The 26,529-nt window shown below is 71.6% G+C and carries 25 protein-coding genes; 17 read left to right on the top strand and 8 right to left on the bottom strand.

The genetic code is table 11. The features are described 5' to 3' along the window. Positions 1-105 precede the first annotated feature (105 nt). Both AAD528_RS11280 and AAD528_RS11275 read right to left on the bottom strand, forming a co-directional pair. On the bottom strand, positions 106-1,353 hold the full coding sequence (locus tag AAD528_RS11280) for an LCP family protein (RefSeq protein ID WP_345752176.1): 1,248 nt from the start codon (positions 1,351-1,353) through the stop codon (positions 106-108). An 85-nt stretch (positions 1,354-1,438) separates the two neighbouring features. Next, entirely contained in the window at positions 1,439-2,737 is a 1,299-nt protein-coding gene (locus AAD528_RS11275) for a glycosyltransferase (RefSeq protein ID WP_345752175.1), read from the bottom strand. A 66-nt stretch (positions 2,738-2,803) separates the two neighbouring features. Between AAD528_RS11275 and AAD528_RS11270 the strand changes: the two genes are divergently transcribed. Further along, positions 2,804-3,442, top strand: coding sequence for a TetR/AcrR family transcriptional regulator (locus AAD528_RS11270; protein ID WP_345752174.1), 639 nt, complete (start codon positions 2,804-2,806; stop codon positions 3,440-3,442). 42 nt (positions 3,443-3,484) lie between these two features. Here AAD528_RS11270 and AAD528_RS11265 read toward each other — a convergent pair whose 3' ends face one another. Continuing rightward, positions 3,485-4,222 (bottom strand): DeoR/GlpR family DNA-binding transcription regulator, encoded by a 738-nt coding sequence (locus AAD528_RS11265; RefSeq protein ID WP_345752173.1) that lies wholly within the window; start codon positions 4,220-4,222, stop codon positions 3,485-3,487. Between the two features lie 190 nt (positions 4,223-4,412). Here AAD528_RS11265 and AAD528_RS11260 point away from each other — a divergent pair, with 190 nt between their 5' ends. The 11 genes from AAD528_RS11260 to fdhA all read left to right on the top strand — a co-directional run bounded on the left by AAD528_RS11260 (position 4,413) and on the right by fdhA (position 16,680). After that, positions 4,413-5,453 (top strand): autoinducer 2 ABC transporter substrate-binding protein, encoded by a 1,041-nt coding sequence (locus AAD528_RS11260; protein WP_345752172.1) that lies wholly within the window; start codon positions 4,413-4,415, stop codon positions 5,451-5,453. Positions 5,454-5,540: 87 nt separating this feature from the next. Then, entirely contained in the window at positions 5,541-7,037 is a 1,497-nt protein-coding gene (locus AAD528_RS11255) for a sugar ABC transporter ATP-binding protein (protein ID WP_345752171.1), read from the top strand. Next, positions 7,037-8,056 (top strand): ABC transporter permease, encoded by a 1,020-nt coding sequence (locus tag AAD528_RS11250; RefSeq protein WP_345752170.1) that lies wholly within the window; start codon positions 7,037-7,039, stop codon positions 8,054-8,056. Before AAD528_RS11255 ends, AAD528_RS11250 begins: the two co-directional genes overlap by 1 nt. Continuing rightward, positions 8,053-9,159, top strand: a complete 1,107-nt coding sequence (locus tag AAD528_RS11245; protein ID WP_345752169.1) for an ABC transporter permease — start codon at positions 8,053-8,055, stop codon at positions 9,157-9,159. The genes AAD528_RS11250 and AAD528_RS11245 overlap by 4 nt, the downstream gene beginning before the upstream one ends. After that, positions 9,156-10,157 carry a dihydroxyacetone kinase subunit DhaK gene (locus tag AAD528_RS11240; protein ID WP_345752168.1) on the top strand — a complete coding sequence of 334 codons (1,002 nt, stop codon included), beginning with the start codon at positions 9,156-9,158 and terminating at the stop codon, positions 10,155-10,157. Before AAD528_RS11245 ends, AAD528_RS11240 begins: the two co-directional genes overlap by 4 nt. A 1-nt stretch (position 10,158) precedes the next feature. Continuing rightward, positions 10,159-10,785 carry a DAK2 domain-containing protein gene (locus tag AAD528_RS11235; RefSeq protein WP_345752167.1) on the top strand — a complete coding sequence of 209 codons (627 nt, stop codon included), beginning with the start codon at positions 10,159-10,161 and terminating at the stop codon, positions 10,783-10,785. Positions 10,786-10,869: 84 nt separating this feature from the next. Beyond that, complete coding sequence (locus tag AAD528_RS11230) at positions 10,870-11,646, top strand: BtpA/SgcQ family protein (protein WP_345752166.1); 777 nt, start codon at positions 10,870-10,872, stop codon at positions 11,644-11,646. Positions 11,647-11,648: 2 nt separating this feature from the next. Continuing rightward, positions 11,649-13,136: an FGGY-family carbohydrate kinase gene (locus AAD528_RS11225; protein WP_345752165.1), complete on the top strand. Its 1,488-nt coding sequence runs from the start codon at positions 11,649-11,651 to the stop codon at positions 13,134-13,136. Further along, complete coding sequence (locus tag AAD528_RS11220; RefSeq protein WP_345752164.1) at positions 13,133-14,245, top strand: aminopeptidase; 1,113 nt, start codon at positions 13,133-13,135, stop codon at positions 14,243-14,245. Before AAD528_RS11225 ends, AAD528_RS11220 begins: the two co-directional genes overlap by 4 nt. 19 nt (positions 14,246-14,264) lie before the next feature. Next, the gene (locus tag AAD528_RS11215; protein WP_345752163.1) at positions 14,265-15,287 is read left to right on the top strand and encodes an alcohol dehydrogenase catalytic domain-containing protein; all 1,023 of its coding nucleotides are present in this window, start codon (positions 14,265-14,267) and stop codon (positions 15,285-15,287) included. Positions 15,288-15,459: 172 nt separating this feature from the next. After that, entirely contained in the window at positions 15,460-16,680 is a 1,221-nt protein-coding gene (gene fdhA / locus AAD528_RS11210; RefSeq protein WP_345752162.1) for a formaldehyde dehydrogenase, glutathione-independent, read from the top strand. Between the two features lie 34 nt (positions 16,681-16,714). Here the strand turns inward: fdhA and AAD528_RS11205 are convergent, their stop codons facing one another. Then, positions 16,715-17,455, bottom strand: coding sequence for a glutamine amidotransferase (locus AAD528_RS11205; RefSeq protein WP_345752161.1), 741 nt, complete (start codon positions 17,453-17,455; stop codon positions 16,715-16,717). A 71-nt stretch (positions 17,456-17,526) separates the two neighbouring features. Next, entirely contained in the window at positions 17,527-18,030 is a 504-nt protein-coding gene (locus AAD528_RS11200) for an NADPH-dependent FMN reductase (RefSeq protein WP_345752160.1), read from the bottom strand. Positions 18,031-18,129: 99 nt separating this feature from the next. Between AAD528_RS11200 and AAD528_RS11195 the strand changes: the two genes are divergently transcribed. From AAD528_RS11195 to AAD528_RS11180, 4 genes are all read left to right on the top strand, one after another. Beyond that, on the top strand, positions 18,130-18,675 hold the full coding sequence (locus AAD528_RS11195) for a MarR family winged helix-turn-helix transcriptional regulator (RefSeq protein ID WP_345752159.1): 546 nt from the start codon (positions 18,130-18,132) through the stop codon (positions 18,673-18,675). Positions 18,676-18,752: 77 nt separating this feature from the next. Continuing rightward, positions 18,753-19,106, top strand: coding sequence for a hypothetical protein (locus AAD528_RS11190; protein ID WP_345752158.1), 354 nt, complete (start codon positions 18,753-18,755; stop codon positions 19,104-19,106). A gap of 185 nt (positions 19,107-19,291) precedes the next feature. Beyond that, positions 19,292-20,140: an SDR family NAD(P)-dependent oxidoreductase gene (locus AAD528_RS11185; RefSeq protein WP_345752157.1), complete on the top strand. Its 849-nt coding sequence runs from the start codon at positions 19,292-19,294 to the stop codon at positions 20,138-20,140. Beyond that, positions 20,140-21,720, top strand: a complete 1,581-nt coding sequence (locus AAD528_RS11180; protein ID WP_345752290.1) for a succinic semialdehyde dehydrogenase — start codon at positions 20,140-20,142, stop codon at positions 21,718-21,720. The genes AAD528_RS11185 and AAD528_RS11180 overlap by 1 nt, the downstream gene beginning before the upstream one ends. 1 nt (position 21,721) lies before the next feature. Here the strand turns inward: AAD528_RS11180 and AAD528_RS11175 are convergent, their stop codons facing one another. Genes AAD528_RS11175 through AAD528_RS11165 form a run of 3 tightly spaced genes read right to left on the bottom strand, consistent with a single transcriptional unit; the run spans position 21,722 to position 25,319 of the window. Further along, the gene (locus AAD528_RS11175; RefSeq protein WP_345752156.1) at positions 21,722-22,606 is read right to left on the bottom strand and encodes an EamA family transporter; all 885 of its coding nucleotides are present in this window, start codon (positions 22,604-22,606) and stop codon (positions 21,722-21,724) included. Continuing rightward, the gene (locus AAD528_RS11170) at positions 22,603-23,883 is read right to left on the bottom strand and encodes a serine hydrolase domain-containing protein (RefSeq protein WP_345752155.1); all 1,281 of its coding nucleotides are present in this window, start codon (positions 23,881-23,883) and stop codon (positions 22,603-22,605) included. The genes AAD528_RS11175 and AAD528_RS11170 overlap by 4 nt, the downstream gene beginning before the upstream one ends. A gap of 56 nt (positions 23,884-23,939) precedes the next feature. Next, positions 23,940-25,319, bottom strand: a complete 1,380-nt coding sequence (locus AAD528_RS11165; protein ID WP_345752154.1) for an ATP-dependent DNA helicase — start codon at positions 25,317-25,319, stop codon at positions 23,940-23,942. 93 nt (positions 25,320-25,412) lie between these two features. On the opposite strand from AAD528_RS11165, the gene AAD528_RS11160 reads away from it, so the two are divergent. Further along, positions 25,413-26,528 carry a hypothetical protein gene (locus tag AAD528_RS11160; protein WP_345752153.1) on the top strand — a complete coding sequence of 372 codons (1,116 nt, stop codon included), beginning with the start codon at positions 25,413-25,415 and terminating at the stop codon, positions 26,526-26,528. Position 26,529 lies beyond the last annotated feature (1 nt).

The raw sequence follows: 26,529 nt of genomic DNA, 5'->3' as shown, positions 1-26,529 counted from the left end.
GCAGGGACGCGCCGAGGACGAGGCTCAGAAGCCGCGTGATGTCGTTGCCCGCGATATCGATCGCACTGCCCTCCGGATGGGTGATGTGGAACAGGAAGTGTGGGGCTAGCCGCCGAACCCGCGCCCCTGGGCACAGCTCTTGTCGTCCGCGGACCGGCCGGGCGCCGCCACCACGCTGCCGGGCGCCGGCTCGTCGCTCGGCTCCGGCCCGTCTGTCGCGGTCGGCGACGCGGGCACGGGAGTCAGCGACGCGTTGTCCGCGATCGCGCGGAACATCGCCGCCGCGGCGTCGTCATCCGGCACGACGTGGTTGCGGTTGGTCGGATCCTCGATCACCGGGTACTGCACGAACGTGATGTCGGAGGTCGGCACGTCCTTCACCGCGAGGCCGATCTGCACGAGCGTGACGGGGTTCGCGAGGCTCGTGCTCGGATCCACGTTGCGCAGCGTCGTGCGGGCGAGCGTGAGCAGCGTGGCCGGATCGGTGAGCACGCCCTCGCTGGTCAGCTTCCGGGCGAGCGCGGACATGTACACCTGCTGGTTGCTGATGCGCGTCAGGTCGCCCTTGTCGCCGACGCCGTACCTCGACCGGAGGAACGCGAGCGCCTGCTCGCCGGCGAGGGTGTGCGGGCCGGGCTCCAGGTGGAGCATCCCCGCCTGCGCATCGTCGATGCCCTCGTCCACGCACACCTCGACGCCGCCGATCGCGTTCGTGATCTCGATCACGCCGTTCCACGTGACCGTGGCGGCGTACTCGATGCCGAGGGCCGGGTCGTGGCTCTCGGTGATGCCGTCGATCGTCCTCGCGACGCACGCGAGGCCGCCCGCGGCATACTGCTCGTTGATCAGCCGGGTCGTGGACGCGGCGGTGACATGGCCCGCTCCGTCGTCGCACTCGGGCGTCGGGATCCGCAGGTCGCGGGGGAACGCGATCGCGGTGATCCGGCGCGGTTCGGGCGAGACGTGCACGAGCAGGTTCACGTCGTTGCGCCCCGCGTCCAGCTCCCGGCCGTCCTCGCCGTAGCGGGACCGGTCGTCCGGGCACCTCTTGCCGAACTTCTCGTGCGAGTCCCACTCGCACACGTCGATGCCCGTGAGCAGCAGATCGACGCCCTCGTCGTCGACCAGCGCCGCGATGTCGGGCGGCGCGGGGTGCCCCAGGTCCTCGGCGTCCTCGGCGAAGGCGGACGCGAGGTCGTGATAGCCGTAGGCGACCACTCCGGCCGTCGCGACGAGCACGACGGTCGCGGCGACGCCCAGCGCCCGGAGCGCCCGCGAGAGCGGACGCTCGCGCGGCAGCACCCCGTGCCCGGCGATCGTGCGGCGGACGTGCGGCGAGGACATCCGGGCCATGGGCTCCCTTTCGATCGCGCGCGACGCGCGCGTGATCACTATCGCATCGCGGCGGACGCGATGGGCACGGCGCTCTCCGGGAGCCTCAGTCCCTCACCCGGTCCGCCGCCCGAGGGACCAGCTCGGCGATGACCGCCTCGACGCCGGCGAGCCCGGGCGCCGCCGCGATGTCGCTGCCGATGCGCGCGGCGGCCTCGCGGTAGCGCGGGTCGCCGAGCACGCGCCGCACCGCGCGGCGCACGGCGGCGGGCTTCGGGCTGCGGGTCTTCAGGTTGATCCCCGTGCCGGACCACGCCACGCGCGCGGTCGTCTCCATCTTGTCCTCGGTCGTGCCGGCCGCGACGATCGGAACGCCGTGACGCAGCGCGAAGTGCAGTCCGCCGTAGCCGCCGTTCGAGACGAACGCCGCCAGCTTCGGGAACAGATCGTCGTACGGCAGGTACTCCGCCGCGCGGACGTTGGCGGGCAGCGGGCCGAGCCCGGCCACGGGACGCCCGCCCGTGGCGATCACGAGCAGCACGTCCTCGTCGGCGAGCGCGTCGATCGTCGGTCGCACGAGCTGATCCAGGTCGTTGTTGGCGACCGTGCCCTGGCTGACGTGAACGACGGGGCGCGATCCGTCCAGGTCGTCCCACCATTCGGGCAGCGGCGCGGTCGCTCCGCGCGACACCGGCCCGATGAAGCGCACGGTGTCGGGGATCGTCGGCCGCGGGTACTCGAAGGCGGGCACGGTGAGCTGGATGACCCGATCCGTCGCGGTCGGCAGGTCGCCGAACACGAAGTCGTCGGGGAGGTGCACGCCGACCTTCTCCCCCGCCTCCCGCAGCTCGCGCACGACCGGCGCGAACACCGGCTTCGACATCGCCTGCAGCAGCCGGTTGCGGAGCCGTCCGAACGGAGCGGGCAACGGCGGCATCCCGAAGCCGAACGGCGCCGAGTCGGGGTCGACGGTCTGCAGCGGCCCGATGTTCACCAGGATGAGCGGCAGCCGCTCGGAGCGCGGGCGGGCGCAGTACAGGATCGCGCCGAACGACATCAGATCCGCCAGGACCACGTCGGCGGGGCGCTCGGCGAGCGCCGCATCGATCGCGCGCACCTGGTGCACGGCCGGGCGGGCGAACAGGTTGACCATCGACCACTGCACCTCCTTCAGGCCCGTCAGCGCGGCGCGCTCGGGATAGGCCTCGTTGGCGTGGTCGAGGTCCAGGTCGCCCTCCTCGGGAAGCGGCAGGAACGGGAGGCCGGCGGCGCGCACGCGGTCGGCGTAGGCGCGCCCGCCGAGGAAGCGCACGTCGTGGCCCTCGCCCGCCAGGTGCGTCGCGATCGCCAGCAGCGGCGCCACGTGCCCCTGGGCGGGAGTGCAGCAGATCAGGATGGATGTCATGGGGATGTCCGCCTCTCAAATCGGATAACATGTCGGAGTATTCACCAACCTGGAGAGGTAGTCAATATGCCAGCGACCCCCCGCGTCTATCGCTCCGAGCTCCGCGGCGCCCAGGCCGCCGCCACCCGGGCGAAGGTCCTCGATGCGGCGGCGGACGAGTTCACCGAGAACGGCTACTCGGGCACGACGCTCGGCGCGATCGCGGCGGCGGCGGGGGTCTCGGTCGAGACCGTGAAGCTCCAGGGCGCCAAGCACGAGCTGCTGCTGGCGGCATGGGAGCGCCGGCTCGGCGCCCCCGAAGACCGGTCCGCCATGCTCGACGATCCGGACTTCCGGGCGCAGACCCGCGCGATCCCGGATGACGAGCTCATCCCGAGCCTCGTCGCGATGGCCGCGGACATCAGCCGCCGCAGCCACGGTCTGTGGGCGACGCTCAGCGCCGTCTCGCGCACCGAGCCGGCCCTGCGCGGCACCGTGGAGTCGCTCCAGGAGCGGCGCCTCGCCGAGTTCGCCCTGCTGGTGGAGGAGCTCGACGCGCGCGGCATGCTGCGCGGCGACCAGCCCCACGACGTGCGAGCCGCGAGCATCGCGTTCCTCGCCAGCGCGGAGGGCTACCGCCAGCTCGTCCACGACAGCGGCCTCAGTCACGAGGCCTACTGCGCCTGGCTCACGCACGCTCTCGAGCGCATCGTGCTGGACGGCTGACCCGCTCTGCAGGGGACTTGACGACCCCGAGCCGGCGACTGCTCAGGCGGCCGCGCGGATGAGCGGCACGGGGAAGTTCGCCGCGCGGATCGGGTCGAGCCGTTGGTCGGTGATGCCGGCGGTGAACGGCTCGAGATCGAAGCACTTGAACAGCGCCTCACGGCCGAACTTCGAGCTGTCTGCGACGAAGAACGACGCGCTCGCGATGGACAGCATCGTGCGCTTGAGCTCGAGCTCGTAACTGGACGTGGAGTAGAGCCCGTCGTCCATGACGGTGTCGCAGCCGAAGACGGCGACGTTCACGCGCAGCGTCTGGAGCTGCTGCACCGAGGTCGGGCCCCACATCGAGACGTCATTGGGGAGCAGCTCGCCCCCGATGAACACGAGGTTGGCACTGCGGCGCTCGGCGATGACCATTCCGATCTGGAGGTCGTTCGTCACGACGGTGACGCGAGAGCTCGAGAGGTGGCGCGCCACCTCGAGAGTCGTCGTCCCGCTGTCCAGCAGCACCGTCTGCCCGTCGAGGATGCGGTCGGCCATCGCCTTGCCGATCGCGACCTTCTCGCGGCGATGCAACGTCTCCTTGAGGTCGAACGGTGCGTCGGTCTGGCGCACGGGCAGGGCGCCGCCATGCGTACGCTGCACGAGGTCGCGCGCCTCGAGTTGCTCGAGATCGCGCCGCACCGTCGACGGCGTGACACCGAACGCGTCTGCAAGCGTGCTGACGGATTGAAATCCCTGCTCGACGAGCATTTCGACGATCTCAGCCTGGCGCGACACGGCCGCTCCCTTCCGCGGGTTTCGCATAACCCTATCGCGCGTTCTGCGCGTTTCTGCGCAGCAAATGCGCAGGTGTCGAATTTTCTTGCGCGATATCGATTGACTTCATGCGCGAGACCGCGCTACGTTCACGCCAAGACACGCCCGAGCGTGGCACCTGCTCACGGCGACCGATCACAAAGGAGTGGACATGAAGCGAAAGAGCCCTGCAATCGCGTTGCTCGCGACCACCACCGCGCTCGCCCTCGCGGGCTGCGGCACCACCGCCGGCACGCCCGAGGAGAGCGGCGGCGCGGGGGGCGGCGGAGGTGACGCCGCCGGTGCGTACGTCACGGTCGTCAAGGCCACCGGCATCGGCTGGTTCGACCGCATGGAGGTCGGCGTGGACGAGTGGGCCGAGGAGACCGGCCTCGACGCTCGACAGGAGGGCCCCGCCGAGGCGACGAACGAGGGCCAGGTCGACATCATCCAGAACCTGATCGCGCAGGATCCCGTGGCGATCACGGTCGTCCCGAACGACGTCGCGGGCGTCGCATCCGTGCTGGCCGAGGCGAGGGACGCCGGCATCATCGTCGTCACGCACGAGGCGGCCGGCATCGAGAACGCCGACATCGACATCGAGGGCTTCGAGAACTCGGCCTACGGCGCGCAGATCATGGACAACCTCGCCGAGTGCATGGGCGAGGAGGGCGGCTACGTCCAGTTCGTCGGACGCCTCACGAACGGCTCGCACAGCGAGTGGGTCTCGGGCGCGCTCGAGAACCAGGAGGCCAACTACACGGGCATGACCCGCCTGGAGGACCCGATCGAGTCCGAGGAGAACGAGGAGGTCGCCTACAACAAGGCGAAGGAGCTGCTCGCCAAGTATCCCGACATCAAGGGCTTCCAGGGCTCGGCGGGCACCGACGTCGTCGGCATCGCCCGTGCGGTGGAGGAGGCCGGCAAGACCGACAGCGTCTGCGTCATGGGCACCTCGATCCCCTCGGTCGCCGGCAGCTATCTCGAGTCGGGCGCGATCGACAAGATCTTCTTCTGGGACCCGGCTCTCGCCGGCAAGGCCCAACTGGCGATCGCGAAGATCCTGGCGGACGGCGGCACGGTCGAAGAGGGCACCGACCTGGGCATCCCGGGTTACGAGTCGCTCGTCAAGCTCGAGGGCTTCGAGAACGTCTTCGCGGGCGACGCCGGGGTGGCGGTCGACGCGTCGAACGTCGGCGAGTACGACTTCTGATCCGCATCATCCGTTCGCGCGGAGGCACGCGGCAGCGTGTGCCTCCGCGCGACGGCCGAGACCGCGACAGGTACGAGGGAGTACGACATGGGATCCGAGAACGCGGTTCTCGAGGTGCGGGACATCGTCAAGACCTACGGCGGCGTCCGCGCACTCGACGGCGTCTCGTTGACGCTCCAGCCCGGTGAGGTGCACTGCCTGGCCGGAGAGAACGGCAGCGGCAAGTCCACGCTGATCAAGGTCATCAGCGGCGTCGAGCGCCCCGACTCCGGGGTGCTGGTGATCGACGACCAGCCGCTGTCGCACACCACGCCGAGCGAGGCGATCCGCGCGGGCGTCCAGGTGATCTACCAGGACTTCTCACTCTTCCCCAATCTCACCGCGGCAGAGAACGTCGCGATGCTCGACGAGCTGGCCGCGCGGCGACGGCTCTCCTCGCGCCGGCGCATCCGCGAGTCGGCGCGGCGGGTCGTCGACACGCTCGGCTTGGAGCTCGACCTCGACGCCGACGTCGCCTCCCTGTCCGTCGCCGACCGCCAGCTGATCGCGATCTGCCGCGCACTCGTCGGCAGCGCGAAGGTGCTCATCATGGACGAGCCGACCACCGCGCTCACGCACTCGGAGGTGCGGCGCCTGTTCGAGGTGGTCAAGCGCCTCCAGGAGCGCGGCGTCGCCGTCGTGTTCGTCAGCCACAAGCTCGACGAGGTGCTGCAGATCTCCCAGCGCGTCACGGTGCTGCGCAACGGCCAGGTCGTGGCGTCCGGCCCCGCGTCCGAGCACACCGCCCGGTCGATCGCGAAGGCCATGACGGGTCGCGACATCAACGACCAGCGCGTCGTCGAGCCGCTGTCCGACGACGCGAAGCCCCTCCTGGTGGTCGACGGCCTCGGACGCAAGGACGCGTTCAGCGACGTCAGCTTCACCCTCTCGTCCGGCGAGATCCTCGGCATCACGGGCCTGCTGGGGTCCGGACGCAGCGAGATCGCGGATGCCATCTTCGGCGTCGCGCCCGCCGACACCGGGACCATCACGGTGGACGGCCGGCAACGCACGATCCGCTCCATCGCGGACGGCGTGCGCGCCGGCATCGGGTACGTGCCCGAGGACCGGCTCACGCAGGGGCTGTTCCTCGAGAAGTCCATCGCGGACAACATGGTGGCCGCGTCGCTCGACTCGTACCGCACCCGCACGCGCCTGCTCGATCGCCGCCGCATCGCGGAGTCGATCGCGGGGCTGTTCTCCCGCCTGCGGATCAAGGCGCCCAACGTGCACGCTCCCGTGCGCAGCCTCTCGGGCGGAAACGCCCAGCGCGTCGTCATCGCCAAGTGGCTCGACCGCGATCCCTCCGTCCTCATGCTCAACGGCCCGACCGTCGGAGTGGACATCGGCTCCAAGGAGGAGATCTTCGGGATCCTCCGCGCCCAGGCGGCGCACGGCACGGGCATCGTCGTCATCTCCGACGACATCCCCGAGCTCGCCGCGAACTGCCACCGCGTGCTGATCGTGCGGGCCGGACGGATCGTGGCCGAGCTCGCCGGCGAGCAGATGGACGTCGACCGGATCCAGGAGAGGATGACCGCCTGATGGAGACGCTCCGTCGCCTGCGCGGCGCCAACAACGAGGGCGTGCTCGTCGCCGTCATCCTCGTCGTCGTCATCGCGATGTCGATCGCCAGCCCCGCGTTCTTCACACCCGGCACGTTCTTCGGGCTCGTGCGCAGCTCGCTCGTGCCGCTCGTGTTCGCACTGGGGGTGCTGCTCATCATGATCTCCGGCGGCATCGACGTGTCGTTCCCCGCCATCGCGATCTTCGCCGCCTACACGACCGTGGCGTGGTCTACGGAGGCGAGCTTCGATCCGACGCTCGTCGGGATCTTCGCGATCGCGCTCGTCATCGGCGCGGCGTGGGGCCTGCTCAACGGCGTCGTGATCGCGCGCTTCCGGCTGCCCACGCTGATCGTCACACTCGGCACGCAGGGCGTCATCAAAGGCATCCTGCTCACCTACGTCGGCTCCACGTACATCTCTGCGGGAAAGCTGCCCGCCAGCGTCGCCGACGCCGGCAACGCCCACCTCGTCGACATCCCCGGCGCCGGGTACCTGCACGGCATGATGGTGCCCGTTCTGGTCGTCGCGGTGCTCATCTGGTGGATGCTCAAGTACACGATGTTCGGCCGCAGCATCTACGCGATCGGCGGCGACGTCGAAGCGGCCCGCCGCGTCGGCATCAAGGTGGTCCGCACTCAGGTGCTGCTCTACGTCCTGGTCGGCGCCCTCGCGGCGTTCGGCGGCATGATCTCGGTGATCCTCGGCCGCAATGCGAATCCGCAGACGCTGGTGGGCACCGAGCTGGACATCATCGCTGCGGTGGTGCTCGGCGGAGCGTCGATCTTCGGCGGTCGGGGCTCGGTGGTCGGCACCGCGCTCGGGGTCGTGCTGGTGCAGCTCATCAACAACAACCTCGTGCTCATCGGCATCCCGAGCACGTGGCAGCGCGCGGCCGTCGGCATGCTGCTCATCATCGGCGTGACCGTCCAGGCGCTCGCGGCCGTCCGCAGCAGACCGCGACCCATCGTCATCCAGGAGGAGGTGGGCCACGCATGAGCGACTCGACCGGCCTCAAGGAGGCCAACCACAAGGTCGACGGCGGGTTCAGCGCGCTCGTCTCCCGCGTCCAGGTGCAGCGCGGGACGGGGCGGATGATCGTGCTCCTCGTCGTCACGTTCGCGATCTTCGCGGTCCTGAACCCGCGGGTGTTCCTCAACCCCGTCAACCTCCAGAACATCGGCGTCGCGTCACCGGAGATCGGCCTCATCGCCCTGGCGATGATGATCGCGATGCTCACGGGGGGCATCGACCTGTCGGTCGTGGCCATCGCGAACGTGTCTGCGATCACCGTCTCGTCGCTGTTCACCGCGATCTCCGCGGGCGCCGGCGCCGATACCGCGGAGTCGCTCTCGATCGTGATCGTCCTCGCGGGGATCGCGATGGGAGCCCTGCTGGGCGCCATGAACGGCATCCTCATCAGCGTCGTCGGTGTGACGCCGATCCTGACCACCCTCGGCACGATGCAGCTGTTCAACGGCATCGCGCTGGTCTGGACCGGCGGCGTCACGATCTCCGGGGCCCCGCCCGTGCTGCGCGCGATCGGCCAGGCCACGCTCGTGGGTGTCCCCGTCCTGTTTCTGATCCTGCTCGTCGTGGCGGCCGTGCTGGCGATCCTCGTCGACCGCACACCGCTGGGTCGAAAGATCCAGCTGCAGGGCGCCAACCCGGTAGCCGCCCGGTACTCGGGCATCAGCGCTCGGTCGACGCTCATGCTGACCTACGTCGTGAGCGGGCTGCTGGGCGCCACCGCCGGGCTCGTCTTCCTGGCGCGCAGCCCTTCGGCGAGCGCCGATTACGGCTCCAGCTACGTGCTGCTCGCCATCGTCATCACCGTGCTCGGCGGCACCAACCCGAACGGCGGGTTCGCGACCGTGCTCGGCGTCGTGCTCGCCACGCTCACGCTGCAGGTGGTCTCCAGCGGGTTCACGGCACTGCGCCTGTCCGCGTACGAGTACGCCATCGCGCAGGGCGTGCTGCTCATCGCGGTCATGGTGTTCGACCAGATCGACTTCAGACGCCGGAGGGTCCGTCCCGCGCCGGCGACGAGCGAGACGGTGGCGATCGCCACCCAGAACCGAAAGGACGGCACCCAGCCGTGAAGAAGATCATCAACGCGCCGGAAGCGTTCGTCGATGAGTTCGTCGAGGGGATCCTGCTCGCCCACCCCGACCTCGTGAAGACGCCGGGCGACGACATCCGGATCCTCGTTCGCGCCGACGCGCCACAGCAGGGCAAGGTGGGCATCGTCACGGGAGGAGGGTCGGGCCACCTGCCGCTCTTCAAAGGCTACGTGGGACGCGGCCTGTGCTCGGGCGTCGCGATCGGCAACGTGTTCAGCTCCCCCAGCTCCGACCAGATCTTCCAGGCGACCAAGGCCGTCGACGGCGGCGCCGGCGTGCTCTACCTCTACGGCAACTACGGGGGCGACGTCTTCAACTTCGACCTCGCCGCCGACCTCGCCGAGCTCGAGGACATCCCGACCCGGACCGTGCTGGGCCGCGACGACGTCGCCAGCCAGCCGAACGAGCGCAAGCACGATCGCCGCGGGGTCGCGGGCATCATCTTCGCGTACAAGGCCGCGGGCGCCGCCGCCGAGCGCGGCGACACGCTCGAGCAGGTGGCCACGATCGCCGAGGACGTGGTCGAGCACACCGCGACGATGGGCATCGGCCTGGCGCCGACGATCCTGCCCACGACCGGCCAGCCGAGCTTCGAGCTGCCGGACGGCGAGATGGAGATCGGCATCGGCATCCACGGCGAGCCCGGCACGCGGCGCGGTCCGCTGGAGACGGCAGACGAGATCGCGGAGCACATCGTGTCCGCCCTGATCGACGACCTCGGCCTCACGACGGGCGCGCGCGTCGCCATCCTGGTCAACGGTCTCGGCGCGACCCCGCTGGAGGAGCTGTACGTCCTCTACCGGAAGGCGTTCCGCGTGCTGGCCGATCACGGGATCGAGGTCGCGAAGAACTACGTCGGCGAGTACGCGACGAGCCTCGAGATGGCCGGAGCGTCGATCTCCCTGCTCGATCTCGACGACGAGCGCCTGGCGCTTCTCGAGGCGCCGGCGAAGTCCCCGTTCTTCCAGGAAGGATGACATGAACGCCATCGAACTGAACGAGCGGATCCGCGGCAGCCTGACGATCCTCGTCGACTCGGCGGACGAGCTGCGCGACCTCGACCAGGCGCTGGGCGACGGCGACCTCGGCATCACCATCTCCGCCGGCTCGGGCGCAGTCATCGCCGCGCTCGAGCAGCTGCCGGTCGATGCCACGCCGACCGATGTCGCGCGCGCGAGCGCGAAGGCCTTCGCCAACGCGAACCCGTCGACGATGGCCGCGCTCGTCGCGGGCGCTCTGCTGGCCGGATCGCGCACATGGGCGGACAGGACGGACATCACGATCTCGGATGCCCAGCAGTTCGCCGCCGCGGCAGCCGCGAGCATCGCCCAGCGGGGCAAGACCCAGCTCGGCGACAAGACGATCTACGACGGCCTCGCTGCCGTCGCGGACTCGCTGCGCGACCGGGCGAGCGCCGACGACGCCGTCGACGGCGCGATCGCGGCGGCCGCGCACGCCGTCGAGAGCACGAAGGACCTCCAGTCGCGACGCGGCCGCGCGTCCTGGCTCCAGGAGCGCAGCATCGGCATCCCCGATCCCGGCGCGACGGCATTGCTGCGCTTCGTCGAGGCATGGCGGGCCGCATCCCGCCTGCCGAGCAGCTGACCACCCGCGCACACGACCCACCCCACAAGCGACACAAGAAGGCGGTACCACCCCGTGAGCACCTGGCTCGACGAAGTCTTTCCCGTGACGAAGCCGATCATCGGCATGTGCCACCTGCCCGCGCTGCCCGGCGACCCCGGCTACGACCGGACGGCGGGCATGGCGGCGATCGTCGAGCACGCTCGCCGGGAGGTCACGTCGCTCCAGGAAGGCGGGGTGGACGGCATCCTGATCTCGAACGAGTTCAGCCTCCCGTACCTCACGCAGACCGAGCCGATCACGGCCATCTCGATGGCCCGGGTGATCGGCGAGATCCGCGACGAGCTCGAGGTCCCGTTCGGCGTCAACGTGCTGTGGGACGCCGTGGCGTCGATCGACCTCGCGGTCGCCACCGGCGCATCGTTCGTGCGCGAGGTGTTCACGGGCGTGTACGCGAGCGACTTCGGGTTGTGGAACACGAACGTCGGACGGACCGCGCGCCACCGCCTCGCGGTGTCCGGCAGCGACGTCCGACTGCTCTTCAACATCGTGCCCGAGGCCGCGGCCTACGTGGCGGATCGCGACATCGCGCAGCTCACCAGGTCGACCGTGTTCAACTGCGTGCCGGACGGGCTGTGCGTGTCCGGCCTGACGGCGGGCTCCCCGACCGACACCTCGACGCTCAGCATCGTGAAGGAGCACGCGGGCGACGTGCCCGTGTTCGTCAACACCGGCGTGCGGCCCGACACGATCGCCGAGAGCCTCCGCTACGCGGACGCCGCGATCGTCGGCACGTTCTTCAAGAAGGACGGGCGGTTCGAGAACGACGCGGAGTCCGGTCGCGTCGCCGAGCTCATGGGCGTCGTGAAGAGCGTGCGCTGAACATGTTCGTCGGCATCGACATCGGCACCTTCGAGACGAAGGGGGTGCTCGTCGACGAGACGGGCGCCGTGCTGGCCGAGGCCCGCCGCCGACACGAGATCTCGACGCCGGCACCCGGCCGGGTCGAGCACGATCCCGAGACCGTATGGTGGGGCGACCTCGTCCACGTCGCCGACGCGCTCATGAGGCATCCCCGCGCGGGCGAGGTCGCGGGGATCGGCGTCAGCGCGATCGGTCCGTGCGTCGTCGCGGCGGACGAGGATCTGCGTCCGCTGCGACCCGCCATCCTCTACGGCGTCGACACCCGCGCGAGCGCGCAGATCGAGACGCTCACGCGGCGGCTGGGCGAGGACGAGATCCTGCGTCGCAGCGGGAACACGCTGACCAGCCAGTCCGCGGGCCCCAAGATCGCGTGGATCAAGGACGAGGAGCCCGACGTCTGGCGGGCCGCCCGCTGGTTCATGACGAGCCAGTCGTGGCTCGTCGCCAAGCTCACGGGCGAGGTGGTCATCGACCACGGCACCGCGGGCTACTTCCATCCGCTGTACGACTTCCGGCGCGGGCGCTGGGACGTCGCCGGATGCGAGGACTTCATCGAGGAGCGGCGCCTGCCGCGGATCGCGTGGGGCGACCGCATCGCCGGCGCCGTGACGCCCGCGGCCGCCGCGGAGACCGGGCTTCCGGAGGGAGTGCCCGTCGTCGTCGGCACCACGGACTCCCCCGCCGAGGCCGTCGGATCCGGAGTCGTCGGATCCGGCGACCTCATGGCCATGTACGGCTCCAGCGGCTACTTCATCCGGGTGGGCGAGACGCCCGCGGCGGCGGACGGGCTGTGGGCGGCGCCCTTCGTGTTCGAGGGCACGTACGTGCTCGCCGCGGGGACGTCGACCGCCGGCACGGCCACGCGCTGGCTCGCCGACCTGCTCGCGCTCACCGACCAGGCGGACGACGTCACGTTCGCCCGACTGCTGGAGCTCGCCGACGCGTCCGAGCCCGGGGCGCGGGGCGTGCTGGCACTGCCCCACTTCGCCGGCGAGCGCACGCCGTTCCAGGATCCGCTGAGCCGCGCGGCGATCGTCGGCGTGGGCCTCGAGCACACCAGGGCGGACGTCGCCCGGGCGGTGCTGGAGGGCGTCGGGCACTCCATCGCCGAGGCCATCCTGACCTTCCGCCGGGCGGGCCAGGAGCTCTCCCGCGTCGTCGCGATCGGCGGCGCCACGAAGAACCCTCACATCGTGGGCACGGTGTCCGCCGTGACCGGGCTCAGGCAGGAGGTCGCCGACACGGCGGGAGCGGCGTACGGCGACGCGTTCCTCGCGGCACTCGGCGTCGGCGCCGTGGATCGCCCATCCGACGTGGGCCGCTGGGTCGGAACGCGTGCCGCGGTCGAGCCGGACCGGCAGGGCCGGGACGTGCTGCAGCGCGACCACGAGGACTTCGTGGAGCTGTACCGGTCCCTGGCCCCTCTGCAGCACAGGAGGACGCGATGAGCGGCGCGGGCCCCGTCGACTGGCGGCGGATCGCCCTGCTCGTCGCGGACGGCGTCGCGATCGGGTCGAGCGACCGCGTGTCGGTCTTCACGACGGATGCGACGGCGATCGACGCCGTCGCGGCGTTCGTGGACGAATGCTGGCGGCGCGGCGCGGTGCCGCAGGTGCTGTCGACCGACGAGCGGTTCGACGAAAGCGCGCTGCGCTGGGCGAGCGCCGCCCAGCTGGAGCAGGCGCCCCCGCTCGAGCTGGCGGCCATGCAGTGGTCGGACGTGCACGTGTCCTTCCGGGCGATGACCTCACCCGTCGTCGACGCGGATCCGGCCCGGGTCGCGTCCCTCCGGCACGGGCGGGGGATCGTCTCCACCGCCCGGTGGGAGCAGACGCGATGGGCTCTCGTGCGCGTGCCGACGCCGGCCTGGGCCGCGAGCGTCGGGCTGGACGCGGATGCCCTCCTGACGGAGTGGATCGCCTCGTTCGACGCGGACTGGACCGCCGCACGCGAGCGCATGGGCTCGCTGTGCACGCTGCTGGACGCGACGCGGACCGTCGTCATCCGGGATGAGCACGGCCATCTCGAGCTGCCCGTCGCGCACCGCTTCTGGGTGCCGTTCTCGGGCAGCGCGAACTGGCCGGACGGGGAGATCGCGACCGCGCCCGTCGAGACCGACGTGAACGGGGCGATCGCATTCCCCGGCGACTTCTGGTTCGCAGGCGTGCACATCCGCGACCTGCATCTCGAATTCGAGGACGGACGGGTCGTCCGAGAGAGCGCAGCCGAGGGGCTCGACTTCGTGCGGGGCCTGCTCGACTCCGACGACGGCGCGCGTCGCGTCGGCGAGCTCGGCATCGGCACGAACGCCGCGCTGGCCACGCCCACGGGAGACCTGCTGATCGACGAGAAGATCCTGGGCACGGTCCACATCGCGCTGGGACGCGCCTATCCCGAGTGCGGCGGCGTGAACCGCTCGGCCGTGCACTGGGACATCGTCAAGGATCTGCGCGGCGCGGCGAGCGGATCGCTGACCGCCGACGACCTGTTCCTGATACGCGACGGCGTCGTGCAGCAGCCGCTGCTCGATGCGGCGGTCGCCACCACCGGCACCTGACCATCCTTCTGGAGGAACCATGTTCGCGAACGAGGTAGACACCCCCGCTCCCCTGGCCGAGCACCCGCTGCAGTGGCGTGAAACGGCCGCCCCCACGCCCGGCGCGGGGCAGCTCGTCATCGCCGTCGCCGGCTGCGGCGTCTGCAGATCGAACCTCCACCTCGTGGAGGGCGACTGGGTCGGAGGCGGTGTGCCCGCGATCAGCCCGATCATCCCCGGCCACGAGGTCACGGGCGTGGTCTCCGAGATCGGCGAGGGCGTCAGCGACTTCGCCGTGGGCGACCGCGTGGGCGTGCAGCCGCTGTGGTGGTCGTGCGAACAGTGCGAGTACTGCACGAGCGGACGCGAGCAGCTCTGCCGCCAGCGGGTCATCACGGGCGAGCACGTCAACGGCGGGTACGGCGAATACATGCTCGCGAACGCCGCCCACACCTACCACGTGCCCGACAACCTCGACCTCGTCGAGGCCGCCCCCCTGTTCTGCCCCGGCATCACCGGATTCGGCGCGGTCTCGAAGCTCGACGTCGGACCGGGCGATCGCGTCGCCGTCTTCGGGCTCGGCGGCGTGGGCCACCTGGCGTTGCAGTTCGCCTTGCTGACCGGCGCCGAGGTCACCGCGATCGCACGCAGCGCCGACCACCTCGCGGTCGCTCGGGAACTCGGAGCGCACCGTGTCTTCGATGCATCGCAGGCCGATCCCGGCGAGGCGCTGGAGGACAGCTTCGACGCCGTGCTGACGTTCGCGCCCTCGGACGTCGTCAGCGCGCAGGCACTGCGGGCGCTGAAGTGGGGAGGCACGCTCGTGTCCGGTGTCCCGCTGACGCTCGAGGAGTTCCACTTCAACAAGGCGCAGACGATCAAGGGCTCCATCCTGGGCAATCGCGACCAGATGAACGAGGTCCTCCGACTTGCCTCTGAGGGAAAGGTCCGCACGGTCGTGGACCGCTTCCCGATGGACCGCGCCGCCGACGCGCTCCAGCTGCTGGCGGACGGTCGGCTGCGCTCGCGCGCGGTGCTCGAGAACGGCGGAAGGCCCGCGTAGCCGACGCGATGTCCTCGACCCACCCTCGACGGCTGACACGCTCTCCCACCCAGTGACGGTCCCGCCCCCGCGCGCGGCACCGGCCCCGTTGCGGCGCCCGGACGCACCGGAGGAGGCTCTGGATGCTGGCCATCCGCCAGCAGAAACGCCGGCAGAAAACAGGAGGGCGAAGATGCCTGAGAACAGAGCTGTGGTGTACCAGGGTCCGGGGAAGGTCGAGGTGGTCGACACCCCGTATCCGGAGTTCGAGCTGAAGGACGGACCGGGCGTGAACCCGGCCAACATCGGCCGGAAGGTGCCGCACGGCGCCATCCTGCGCACGGTCAGCACCAACATCTGCGGATCGGATCAGCACATGGTCCGCGGCCGCACGACTGCGCCGGCGGGCCTCGTCCTGGGCCACGAGATCACCGGCGAGGTGATCGAGGTCGGGCCGGACGTGGAGTTCATCAAGGTCGGCGACATCGTCTCGGTGCCGTTCAACATCGCGTGCGGCCGCTGCCGCAACTGCAAGGAGGGCAAGACCGGCATCTGCCTGAACGTCAACCCCGACCGCCCCGGATCCGCGTACGGCTACGTCGACATGGGCGGCTGGGTCGGCGGCCAGGCGGAGTTCGTGCTCGTCCCCTACGCCGACTGGAACCTGCTGAAGTTCCCGGACCGCGACCAGGCGCTCGAGAAGATCCTGGATCTGACGATGCTGTCGGACATCTTCCCCACCGGATTCCATGGCGCGTACACCGCGGGTGTGCGGCCCGGATCCACCGTGTACGTCGCCGGCGCCGGCCCGGTCGGGATCGCGGCGGCCGTGGGCGCGCAGCTGCTCGGCGCGGCGGTCGTGATCGTCGGCGACCTGAACGCCGACCGCCTCGCGGCCGCGCGAGCCATCGGCTGCGAGACGGTCGACGTCTCCAAGGGCGATCCGAAGGACCAGATCGAGCAGATCCTGGGCGTCCCCGAGGTCGACGCGGGCGTGGACGCGGTCGGCTTCGAGGCGCACGGGCACGGCTCGGACGCCGACCACGAGGCGCCCGCCACCGTGCTGAACTCGCTCATGGACCTCACCGCCGCCGGCGGCGCGCTCGGCATCCCCGGTCTGTACGTCACGGGCGATCCCGGTGGCATCGACGAGGCCGCCCAGCAGGGCTCCCTGTCGCTGCGGCTCGGCCTCGGGTGGGCGAAGTCGCTGTCGTTCACGACCGGCCAGTGTCCCGTGATGCGGTACAACCGGTCGCTGATGATGGCGATCCTGCACGACAAGGTGCAGATCGCCAAGGCCGTGAACGCCACCCCGATCTCGCTCGACGACGCCCCGCGCGGCTACGAGGAGTTCGACCAAGGCGCCGCGAAGAAGTACGTGCTGAACCCCAACGGCTACATCAAGGCCGCCTGATCGCGAGCGGGCCGGCCCTCGCCGGGCCGGCCCGTCACCGCGCGTAGCGCTCGACGAAGCGGCGCAGGATGCGGCCGGCCTCGGTGACGGGCACCCGCCGGACGGCGGCGAGCGTGTCGTCCATCTCACGGGGCACGAAGTAGCCGTGCCCCGCGTAGGCGCGGATGCGCGCCGAGATGCCGTCGACGTCGAGCTCGGGGTGGAACTGCGTGGCGTACACGTTCCGACCGATCCGGAACATCTGCACGGGCGCGCCGGGCGAGCTCGCCAGCAGCACCGCCTCCTCGGGCAGCGTGCTGATGGCCTCCTTGTGACCGACGAAGGCGTCGAACGTGAGCGGCATGCCCGCAAGCAGCGGATCGGCGCGGCCGGCATCCGTGAGCGTCACCGGCACGATCCCGACGGGCTCGCCGAACGTGTGATCGATCGTCGCGCCGATGTGGGCTCCCAGTGTGCCGACCCCGTAGCAGGCGCCCAGGAACGGGATGTCGCGCGCGACGACCTCGCGCAGCAGCCCGTCGAACTCCGCCTCCACCCGCCGCTGCACGGCCGACTTCCGGTCGTCCGGGTCCGAGGCGTTGAAGGGGCTGCCGCCGACGAAGATCCCGGAGATCGCGTCGAGGTCCAGGCTCGGCATGGGCTCGGACTCCAGCCGCACGCGCAGCAGCTCGTCGGGGCGGAGCCCGCCGTAGCGCAGGAACTGCTCGTATTCCTCGTCCGCGGGGCCGTCCTCGGGGCGCGTGGCCAGCAGCACGAAGGGGCGCGTGGCGCTCACGATGCGTCGCCCGGCGGCGCGCTCGGGATCCGGATGTCGCACGGCAGCGCGGTGACCATCGCCCGATCCTCTCAGCCGAACACGCGCGACAGGCGGTGCCACTCGGCGTCGAGCCAGTCTCCGACGATCCGCGCGCGGTCGTCGGCCTCGGCCGCGGGGAACGCGATGCCGCGCGTCGGGACGCTCGCCCCGAGCTCGACGAGCAGCGGCCGCAGCGTGTGCTCGACCGCGAGGCCGTGCGCGGGCGACCCGATCGTCAGGATGGGCACCGCCGCCACGCGCGCGAGCCCGTTCGCGCCGTACCGGTCGAGGAACGCCTTGAGCAGCCCGGTGTAGGCACCCTTGTACGTGGGGCTGGCGACGACGACGAGATCCGCCTCGGCGATCCGGTCGCGCAGGCCGTCGATCTCGGGCTCCGGGACCACGAAGATCCGGTCGGCGAGCGTCGCGAGATCGATCGTGGGCAGGATCTCCGCCCCCGACCGCGCGGCGATCTGCGCGGCCACCTCCTCGGCGACGAGGCGGGTGCGGGAGGACGGCTGCGGATTCCCGACGAGGACGGCGATCACGGTCATGCTCCGATCCCACCGCACGGGCGACCCCGGCGCCAGTCTCGCGACGCACGGCGCAACGCGCGGCCGCCGGCGACGATCCGCGGCCGGTACCGTAGAGGGGTGACCCCGGCAGACCGCGACGACGAGGTCGACCTCCTCATCGACGCGTGGTCGCGCCGGCTTCCGGAGGTCGATCTGACCCCGCTCGACGTGATGTCGCGGCTGCGGCGCGCGGCCAACCGCCTCACGCGGCTGCGGGCCGAGGCGTTCCGCGGCGCGGGCCTGGCGGCGTGGGAGTTCGACGTGCTCGCCGCGCTGCGCCGCGAGGAGCCGCCGCACGAGCTCAGCCCCATGCAGCTCGTCTCCGCCACGATGATCGGCAGCGCGGCGATGACGAACCGGATCGACAACCTCCTCGCGCGCGGGCTCGTCGAGCGCCGCCGCCACCCGAGCGACGGCCGCGCCGTGCTGGTGCGACTGCTCCCCGAGGGCGTCGAGCGCGCGGACGCGGCGATGACCGCGCTCGCCCGGCGGGAGGCGCAGGAGCTCGGCGCCCTCAGCCGCGCGGACCAGGCGACGCTCGCGCGCCTCCTGCGGGTGCTCGCGCACGGCGGCGGCCGGACGTCCGCGGAGACCGACCAGGCGGAGCGCCCCGCGCAGGCGTAGGCCTCCCGCCCGCTGTCAAGCCCATGCCGTCCGCGCCGGGGCCGCCCTACCGTGGGATCCGAGCGAAGGGAGCCGCGATGGTCGAGCCGGGACCCGCGCGCCGGGGCCGCTTCCCCGGCGATCCGACGCGGATGCGCAACCAGGCCGCGCTGCACACGCCGAAGCGGTGGATCTGGCTCGGGCCCGGCCTGCTGCTGGCGGTCGCCGCGATGGTCGCGTTCGCGATGTCCCTGCGGATCAACCTCGCGATCGCGTGGATCGGGATCGCGTTCGCGGTCGCGTCCGCGATCGGCCTGGTCGTCGCGGCCGTCACGGTGCAGGACGACCGCACCCGCAACCTCGCGATGGCCGGCCTGATGGCCGTGCTCGCGGCCATGTCGCTGCTTCTGCTGATCGCGATCCTCTGGGTCGCGCAGCTGCCGGGCCTCTGATCCGGCCCGCGCGGCCTGCTACAAGAAAGCGCGCGCGAGGCGCGGGGCGCGTTGTGACCGTTCCCACACACGCCCGCCGCGCGACGCGACCGCCCCATAGGGTGCTTCGGAGCGCTGCCCGCACGACGTCGCCGTTCCGCGGAGCGGCCGATCGCCGCACCGCCGTTCGCACGAAGGAGTCGAACTTGCCCGGAAAACCCGCCCCCGACGTCGTCGCGGGATCCACCGTCCTGATCACGGGCGCCGCCCGCGGAATGGGCGAGCTGTACGCCCGCCGCGCCGCGAGAGAGGGCGCCGCCGCCGTGGCGCTGTGGGACGTGGACCAGGACGCGGCGGCCGCCGTCGCGGCCGACATCTCCGCGCAGGGCGTGCGCGCCGACGCGTTCCGGGTGGATGTGTCGAGCCCCGATGCGGTGCGCGACGGCGTCGCCGCCACGCGCGAGCGCCTCGGCGACATCGACATCCTCGTGAACAACGCGGGGATCGTCCGCGGCGTCCCGTTCTGGGAGCACGACGTGCACCGCGACATCGACCTCACGATGCGCATCAACGCGCTCGCGCCCATGTGGCTGACGCGCGAGGTGCTGCCCGCCATGATGGCCGATCGCAGCCGCGCCAAGCGCATCCTGAACATCGCGTCCGCCGCGGGGACGATCGCGAACCCGAACATGAGCGTGTACGCCTCGTCGAAGTGGGCCGTCATCGGCTGGAGCGAGTCGCTGCGGCTCGAGCTCGCGCGCAGCGGCCACGACCACCTCGCGGTCACCACGTTCTGCCCGAGCTACGTGTCCACGGGCATGTTCGCCGGCGCGCGCGGCCCGCTTCTCACGCCGATCCTGACGCCCGACCATGCCGTCGAGGCGGCCTGGACCGGGATGATCGCGGGCCGCCCGATCGTGTCCAAGCCGTGGACCGTGAAGCTCGGCATGGCCGCGCGCGGCGTGCTGCCGACGCGCGCATGGGACTGGGCCGCCGACAGGGTGTTCCAGGTGTACTCGTCCATGGACCACTTCACGGGGAGGAAGGGCGCGTGATGGCGTCGCAGGCGACGGATGACCGGATGCAGGATGCACGCTCGACGGCGCTGCTCTCCGACCGGGTGCGGACCGGGCTCCTCGCGCAGGTGAGCGCCGCGTCCGGCGCGTCGCGGGAGATCCGCTCGCCGTGGAACGGCGACGTCATCGGCGAGGTCCCCACGCACACCCTCGACGAGCTCGACGGCATCACGCGGACGGCGCGCGACGCGCAGCGCGCGTGGGCCGCCGTGCCGATGTCGCGCCGCCGCGCGATCGTCCGCCGGTTCGCGCGGCTCGTGCTGGACCGGCGCGACACGGTGCTGGACGTGATCCAGGCCGAGACCGGGAAGTCCCGCGTGCACGCGCTCGAGGAGACCCTCGACGTCGCCCTGCTCGCCGGCCACTACGCCGGCACCGCCGGGCGCGCCCTGCGCCCGCGCATCCGCCTGGGCGCGATCCCCATGCTGACGTCGGTGCGCGAGGTGCGGCATCCGAAGGGCGTCGTGGGCGTCATCAGCCCGTGGAACTATCCGTTCACGCTCGCCGCGAGCGACGCGATCCCGGCCCTGCTCGCGGGCAACGCGGTGGTCCTGAAGCCCGACTCGCAGACGCCGTACTCGGCGCTGCTGGCCCTGTCGCTGCTGCGCGAGGCCGGGCTGCCGCGCGACGTCATGCAGGTCGTGCTCGGGCCGGGCGCGACGATCGGCGACGCGCTCATCGACGCCGTGGACTTCATGATGTTCACGGGGTCCACCGCGACGGGCACCGCGATCGCGCAGCGCTGCGCGTCGCGGCTGATCGGCTTCTCGGCCGAGCTGGGCGGCAAGAACCCGCTCGTCGTGCTGGAGGACGCCGACCTCGCGGCGGCCGCGCGCGGCGCCGCCCGCGCGTGCTTCTCGAACGCCGGCCAGCTGTGCATCAGCGTCGAGCGCATCTACGTGCCCGAGCGGATCGCCGACGCGTTCACGGAGGCGTTCGTCGCGGAGACGAGGGCGCTGCGGATCGGCACGGGCGCCGACTGGGGCATCGACGTGGGCTCGCTCATCTCCGACGCGCAGCTGCGCACGGTGCAGGCGCACGTCGACGACGCCGTCGAGCGCGGCGCGCGCGTGCTCACGGGCGGCGGCGCCCGCCCGGACCTCGGCGACCTCGTGTTCGAGCCGACGATCCTGACGGACGTGCCGGAGACCGCGCTGCTGCATCGGGACGAGACCTTCGGGCCCGTCGTGTCGATCTACCGCACGCCCGATGAGGAGACCGCGATCGCGCGCGCGAACGACAGCGACTACGGGCTGAACGCGAGCCTGTGGACGCGCCGTGCGGATGCGACGGAGGTCGCGGCGGCGCTGCGCACCGGCACGGTCAACATCAACGAGGGCTACGCGGCGGCCTGGGCCTCGCACGCCGCCCCGATGGGCGGCTGGAAGGCCTCGGGCGTCGGCCGCCGGCACGGGCGCGAGGGCATCGAGAAGTACACCGAGGTGCAGACCATCGCGCGCCAGCGACTGCGCCCCGTCGGCCCGTGGCCGGGGATGTCCAACGCGGCGTACGAGCGCCTCATGGTCGGCGCGGCCCGCGCGCTCAACCTCCTGCGCTGAGCTATGCGAGCGGCTCGGCCACGGGCTCCGGGCCGGGCCGTCCGCGCGAGGTCCACACGGCGCCCGCGCTGGCGCACACGACGAGCGCGAGCCCCAGGATCTCCAGCCACGACAGCGCCTGCCCGAGCAGGATCCATCCGGCGAGCGCGGCGGTCGCCGGCGCGAGGCTCATCAGGATCCCGAACGCGGCCTCGGTGAGGCGGCGCAGGGCGATGAGCTCGAACGCGTACGGGATCGTCGAGGACAGGATCGCGACCGCAGCTCCCAGCGCGAGGAAGTCGGGCCGCAGCAGCACGGGCCCCGCGGCGGCGAGGCCGAACGGCAGCGAGATCGCCGCGCCGATCGCCATCGCGAGCGCGAGCCCCTCCAGCTTCGGGAACGCCCGTCCCACACGCGCCTGGCCGCGGATGTAGAACGCCCAGCTCACGGCCGCGCCGAGCGCGCACACCACGCCGACCGGATCGAGCCGGTCCCATCCCCCGCCGCCGAGCGCGACCACGCCGGCGAGCGCGAGACCCGCCCAGATCCAGGCCGCCCGCGTGCCCGCGACGAGGATCGACAGCGCGAGCGGGCCGAGCACCTCGATCGTCACCGTCACGCCGAGCGCGAGCCGGTCGAGCGCGAGGTAGAACGTGCCGTTCATCACGGCGAGCGCGACCCCGAGGCGCGCGACCGCGGCCCACTCCTCGCGCGTGCGGCCTCGCAGCGACGGACGCGCGATCGCCAGCAGGATGAGCGCCGAGAACACCAGGCGCAGCATCACCATCCCGAGCGGGCCGGTGTGCGGGAACAGCAGGACCGCGATGGCGGCGCCGACCTCCTGGCACGCGAGACCCAGCGCGACGAGCCCGACGGCGAGGCCCGAGGAGGAGCCGCCGGGAGTCACTCGTCGGTGTCGATCGGGCAGACGGCGCGGTCGGCGATCCGCTGGTGGTAGTCCTCCGCGGTCCACGGCAGGCCGAAGTCCGGGGCGGTCTCGCCCTGGCGCGCGGGCACCTTGGAGACGATCGCCGCGAGCTCCTTGGCGAGATAGCCGACGAGCGACTCGGGAGCCGCGGAGTTGTTCAGCACGACCGCGACCGTCAGGCCGTTGTCCGTGTCGGCGTACGCGCTGGTCAGGTAGCCCGGCACCGCGCCCTGCTGTCCGATCATCGAGCCGGCGACGAACGTGCCGCCCGCGTACTGGTACCAAGAGTCGCTCGACGTGCTGATGGGCTTGGCCCCGCCCCAGCGCGGCGCGAACGCGTCGCCGTCCTTCGCCCGGGATGCGAGCGCCTCGGTGTAGACCCCGAGCTCGCTGATGGTCGAGACGGCGCCCGAGTCGGTGTAGCCGAGGCTCGCCGACAGCTTCGTGTACTCGCGCGGCTCCGCGCATCCGGCCTCGCGGTCCTCCTGATCCGAGTACCAGCCGCGCAGCGCGGGGTCGCCGGGGACGTCGGCATCGCGGCCCGGCAGGCCCGTCGCGTCGAGCCCGAGGGGCGCCGTCACGTACTTGCGGAACAGCGCCGCGGGGCTCTCGCTCGTGGCGTTCTGCAGCGCGATGCCGAGCAGGATGTACCCGGTGTCCGAGTCGGTGAACGCGACGCCCGCCTCGGTGCGGTCCTTGCCGAGGCCCGCCGCGGCGACCTCGCGGGGGTTCCACTCCCGTTCGGGCGTGCGCAGCGCGTTGTCGAGCAGGGTGTCCGACGAGCGGCCGAGGCCCGAGGTGTTGTCGCACAGCTCCTGCAGCGTGACGTCGTCGAGGTCGGGCGTGCTCGGCACGTAGTCCGACACGGGGTCGTCCAGCTTCACGACGCCGTCCTGCACGAGCCCGTAGAGCACGTCGCACGTCATGGGCCGGGTCATCGAGGTGATCCGGAACGCCATGTCGGTCGTCACCTTCTCACTGGAGCCGGGCCCCGTCGTGCCGAGGCCCGTCACCCAGGCGCCGGCCCACGGCACCCACACGCCGACGATCGCGCCCGACGATCCGGTCGCCGCCATGGCGTGCTCGACCGCCTCCTGCAGCTGGTCGACGGTGTCGCCGGGCAGGTCGCCCGTGACCTGCTCGGGTGTGCGCGCCTGGGAGGGCTCGTCGCCGGTGCATCCGCTCACGGTCAGCGCGAGCGCCGCCGTCGCAGCCAGCACCGCCGCGGCGCGCCCCCATCGCCTCGTCACCCGCATGGACACCCCCGATCGCCCGTCCCCCGAGTCTATGGCGAACCCGCGGAGACTCCGGTTCAGGACGACGCGGCGCGCGCCTCCGCCTGCCGCTGCTCCCACACGGCCTTCATGAAGCGGCGCACGTCCTGGTCCACGCGGATGTCGCTGGGACGCAGCGGCCGCGACAGATAGAGGCCCTCGAGCGACGTGAGGCGGCTGAGGGCCACGTACGTCTGGCCGGGCGCGAACGCCCCGGCACCCAGGTCGACGACCGCCCGGTCGTATGTCTTGCCCTGCGACTTGTGGATCGTCACGGCCCACGCGAGCCGCAGCGGGAACTGCGTGAACTCCGCGACGACCTCGCGCGTGAGCTTGCGGCCGATCGGGTCGTACGCGTAGCGGTACTTCTCCCACACGGCCGGCTCGACGTCGAACTCCTCGCCGTCGACCTCCACGCGCACACCCTCGCCGACGATCCGCGTCACGGTGCCGATCGTGCCGTTGACCCAGCGCGGGGGCTCGCCGGGCGATCCGGAGTCGTTGCGCAGGAACATCACCTGCGCACCGACCTTGAGCTTGAGCTCCTGGTCGGCCGGGTACACGTCGCCGCGGCCGAAGTCGCCGTTCACCTCGGCCTTGGCGGTCTGCTCGCGGCCCGGCAGCTGCGCCAGGTGCTTGACGTTGATCGCGTTGACCCGGTCGTTGCGGGTCGCGAGCGTGATGATCGGGCGCTCCGGATCCTCCGGCGGCGTGCGCGCGCCCGTCGCGTTCAGGACATCCGCGATGTCCTTCGTGACGCGCCCGTAGCGCACGGCATTCAGCATGGCCTTGAACGCGTCGTCGTCCTGCCGGTGGATGTGGGTCAGCTCGCGGATGTGCAGCTCGGCGCCGTGCCGGCCCAGCTCGATCAGCCCATCGCCCTCGGGCTCGCGGCCGGCCCAGACGTGCGCGTCGAAGAACCAGAACGACCGGTAGTGGTCGTGGATGTAGCGCGCCTCGTCGCCGCGCGGCGGCACGGGGGCGAGCTGGTACGGGTCGCCGAACATCACGACCTGCACGCCGCCGAACGGCTCGCCGCGGCGCCCGCGGGCCTGGCGCAGCGAGCGGTCGATCCCGTCCATCAGGTCGGCGTTGACCATCGAGATCTCATCGATCACGAGCGTGTCGATCGCGTTGAGCAGCTTGCGCGTGGCGTCGTTCTGCTCGATGTCGCTGTCGGCGATGAGGCCGATGGGCAGCTTGAACAGCGAGTGGATCGTCTGCCCCTCGACGTTCAGCGCCGCGACGCCGGTGGGCGCGCACACCGCGATCTGCTTCTTCGTGTGCCACGACAGGTGGTTCAGCAGCGTCGACTTGCCCGTTCCGGCGCGCCCCGTGATGAAGACGTGCTCGCGCGTGTCCTCGATGAGGCGGAAGAGCTCCTCCTGCTCGGGGGACAGCGCGGGCATGGGATCCATCCTCCCATCCCGGGCCGTCCCGAGCGGCGCGCCATGCACAGCCGCATCCACGTGCTCAGGATGATCCGGACCGGGCTTTCGTAGACTGACCGAATGGATCAGGCCACCGCGAGCGCGACGCCGACGGCGGCCACCCCCGGCCGGGGCGTCGAGCCGGAGCCGCGCGACGCGCGCTCGGGGCTCACGCGCGACCTGCTGATCCTGGGCGCCGTCGGCGTGCTGCTGGCCGCCGCCATCTGGGCGGGCTTCTCGGCGCTGCACCGCCAGTTCTGGGGCCCGAGCGCCTTCGTCGAGCGCTACATCGGCATGATCTCCGACGGTGACGCCGCCCGCGCGCTCGCGGTGCCGGGCGTCGCCCTCGACAGCACCGACCTCGAGGAGGCGGGCCTGTCGGCCACGTCATCCGACGCGCTGCTGCGCAGCGCCGCCCTCACGTTCGACGTGACCGATCTGGACGTCACCGAGCGCCCCGCGGAGGGCGGCGTGATCGAGGTGACCGCGACGTACCGCGTCGACGGCACCGCCGGCGAGACCGTCTTCCGCGTGCGGCAGGTGGGGACCGAGGGGCTCGTACCGCGCTGGGGCTTCGAGATCAGCCCGCTCGCCGAGCTCCGCGTCGCCGTGCACGGCTCGATGCAGTTCGCCGTGAACGGCTTCGAGATGGACAAGCGGCAGGTCTCTCCCGACGGCTCGGAGGCGGCCCCGAACGACCCGGTGTCGCTGCTGGTGTTCTCCCCCGGCATGTACACCGTGGAGGTCGACACCGCCACGGCCGAGGCCGACGCCGTGAACGTGTTCGCCGACGCGGCCCTGCACAGCGTGCCGCTCGAGATCCAGACCGAGCCCACGGAGGAGTTCGCGGGCGTCGTGAAGGAGAAGGTCTCGAGCTTCCTCGCCGACTGCGCGAAGCAGCAGGTGCTGCAGCCCAGCGGCTGCCCGTTCGGCATCCAGATCGACGACCGCGCCCTCCCGGACACGCTCACGTGGTCGGTCACCTCCGAGCCCCAGGTCGAGATCGTGCCCGCCGAGGACTACTGGGCCATCTCCGCCGCCACCGGCACGGCGCACATCGACGTCGACGTGCGCTCGCTGTTCGACGGCTCGATCTACCACGTGGGCGAGGACGTGCCGTTCGTGATCGACGGCACGATCGACATCCTGCCCGACGGCACCGCGTCGATCCTGGTCGGCAGCCCGGCGCTGCGGTGAG

The sequence above is a fragment of the Microbacterium rhizophilum genome, from assembly GCF_039605615.1.
Classification (GTDB): Bacteria; Actinomycetota; Actinomycetes; order Actinomycetales; family Microbacteriaceae; genus Microbacterium; species Microbacterium rhizophilus.
The sequence above is the reverse complement of the archived record's forward strand: the minus strand, read 5'-3'. Positions and strand labels throughout refer to the sequence as shown.

What these genes read in the sequence shown, in the direction of transcription:
- fdhA (WP_345752162.1), top strand. Translation starts at nt 15,460, where the DNA reads ATGCCTGAGAACAGAGCTGTGGTGTACCAGGGTCCGGGGAAGGTCGAG.
- AAD528_RS11270 (WP_345752174.1), top strand. Translation starts at nt 2,804, where the DNA reads ATGCCAGCGACCCCCCGCGTCTATCGCTCCGAGCTCCGCGGCGCCCAG.
- AAD528_RS11280 (WP_345752176.1), bottom strand. Translation starts at nt 1,353, where the DNA reads ATGGCCCGGATGTCCTCGCCGCACGTCCGCCGCACGATCGCCGGGCAC.
- AAD528_RS11165 (WP_345752154.1), bottom strand. Translation starts at nt 25,319, where the DNA reads ATGGATCCCATGCCCGCGCTGTCCCCCGAGCAGGAGGAGCTCTTCCGC.
- AAD528_RS11235 (WP_345752167.1), top strand. Translation starts at nt 10,159, where the DNA reads ATGAACGCCATCGAACTGAACGAGCGGATCCGCGGCAGCCTGACGATC.
- AAD528_RS11275 (WP_345752175.1), bottom strand. Translation starts at nt 2,737, where the DNA reads ATGACATCCATCCTGATCTGCTGCACTCCCGCCCAGGGGCACGTGGCG.
- AAD528_RS11160 (WP_345752153.1), top strand. Translation starts at nt 25,413, where the DNA reads ATGGATCAGGCCACCGCGAGCGCGACGCCGACGGCGGCCACCCCCGGC.
- AAD528_RS11170 (WP_345752155.1), bottom strand. Translation starts at nt 23,883, where the DNA reads ATGCGGGTGACGAGGCGATGGGGGCGCGCCGCGGCGGTGCTGGCTGCG.
- AAD528_RS11190 (WP_345752158.1), top strand. Translation starts at nt 18,753, where the DNA reads ATGGTCGAGCCGGGACCCGCGCGCCGGGGCCGCTTCCCCGGCGATCCG.
- AAD528_RS11250 (WP_345752170.1), top strand. Translation starts at nt 7,037, where the DNA reads ATGGAGACGCTCCGTCGCCTGCGCGGCGCCAACAACGAGGGCGTGCTC.
- AAD528_RS11180 (WP_345752290.1), top strand. Translation starts at nt 20,140, where the DNA reads ATGGCGTCGCAGGCGACGGATGACCGGATGCAGGATGCACGCTCGACG.
- AAD528_RS11255 (WP_345752171.1), top strand. Translation starts at nt 5,541, where the DNA reads ATGGGATCCGAGAACGCGGTTCTCGAGGTGCGGGACATCGTCAAGACC.
- AAD528_RS11245 (WP_345752169.1), top strand. Translation starts at nt 8,053, where the DNA reads ATGAGCGACTCGACCGGCCTCAAGGAGGCCAACCACAAGGTCGACGGC.
- AAD528_RS11215 (WP_345752163.1), top strand. Translation starts at nt 14,265, where the DNA reads ATGTTCGCGAACGAGGTAGACACCCCCGCTCCCCTGGCCGAGCACCCG.
- AAD528_RS11200 (WP_345752160.1), bottom strand. Translation starts at nt 18,030, where the DNA reads ATGACCGTGATCGCCGTCCTCGTCGGGAATCCGCAGCCGTCCTCCCGC.
- AAD528_RS11220 (WP_345752164.1), top strand. Translation starts at nt 13,133, where the DNA reads ATGAGCGGCGCGGGCCCCGTCGACTGGCGGCGGATCGCCCTGCTCGTC.
- AAD528_RS11225 (WP_345752165.1), top strand. Translation starts at nt 11,649, where the DNA reads ATGTTCGTCGGCATCGACATCGGCACCTTCGAGACGAAGGGGGTGCTC.
- AAD528_RS11260 (WP_345752172.1), top strand. Translation starts at nt 4,413, where the DNA reads ATGAAGCGAAAGAGCCCTGCAATCGCGTTGCTCGCGACCACCACCGCG.